Source organism: Dryocola clanedunensis (genome assembly GCF_038405435.1).
Taxonomy (GTDB): domain Bacteria; phylum Pseudomonadota; class Gammaproteobacteria; order Enterobacterales; family Enterobacteriaceae; genus Dryocola; species Dryocola clanedunensis_A.
The window spans coordinates 1-538 of the sequence record NZ_JBBYHZ010000199.1 but is presented as its reverse complement, the minus strand read 5'-3'; the positions used below and the strand labels follow the sequence as shown (position 1 = coordinate 538).

General features: G+C 61.7%; 1 protein-coding gene. It reads right to left on the bottom strand.

The window, feature by feature from the left end; all coding sequences use genetic code 11:
* On the bottom strand, nt 1-538 hold a 538-nt coding region (locus AAE045_RS24215; protein WP_455549840.1), incomplete at both ends, for a hypothetical protein.

Sequence of the window (538 nt, the reverse complement as noted above, 5' to 3'; positions counted from 1 at the left end):
AGCGAAGGATGTGTGATTTTCTGCGCACTCCTGTTGGCTTGGTCCACAAAGCTGAGGCCAGTGGCGGCCTCTCCCATTGCCAGGTGCGCCCAACCGATCCCCGCGAGGCCGGTAAGGAAGCCCGGTGCCGCATTCTGGCTGTTCAGGCTCGAGACCTCGGCGAGATGCCGATCCCATGCAGCTTGGGGCACCTCCACTCCGGCACGGATGAGCGCGTAGATCACCCCTGATGACCCAAAACCAAGGCTGCTACCGTTGGTCGCCAGCGCGAATGGATCGCACGGGAAGAGCGTGTGATTCGGGTCGAGGCGATAATTGACCTGGATGAAGGCGGCCAGCCTCTTCAGCACGCTGTCAGCGGGAAGGCGTTTACCAGCTCTGGAGGCATAGGGCTGGCGAATGCTCACCGGCTGCAGCAGCCGTTCCTCCGCCTCTTTCAGGCTGACCTTGCCTCGTGCGAGGTCACGGATGACCCCCATGACGGGCGTGTCCTCCCAGCCGATATCCCACACAATCTCAGGCAGCACTGTATCGAATA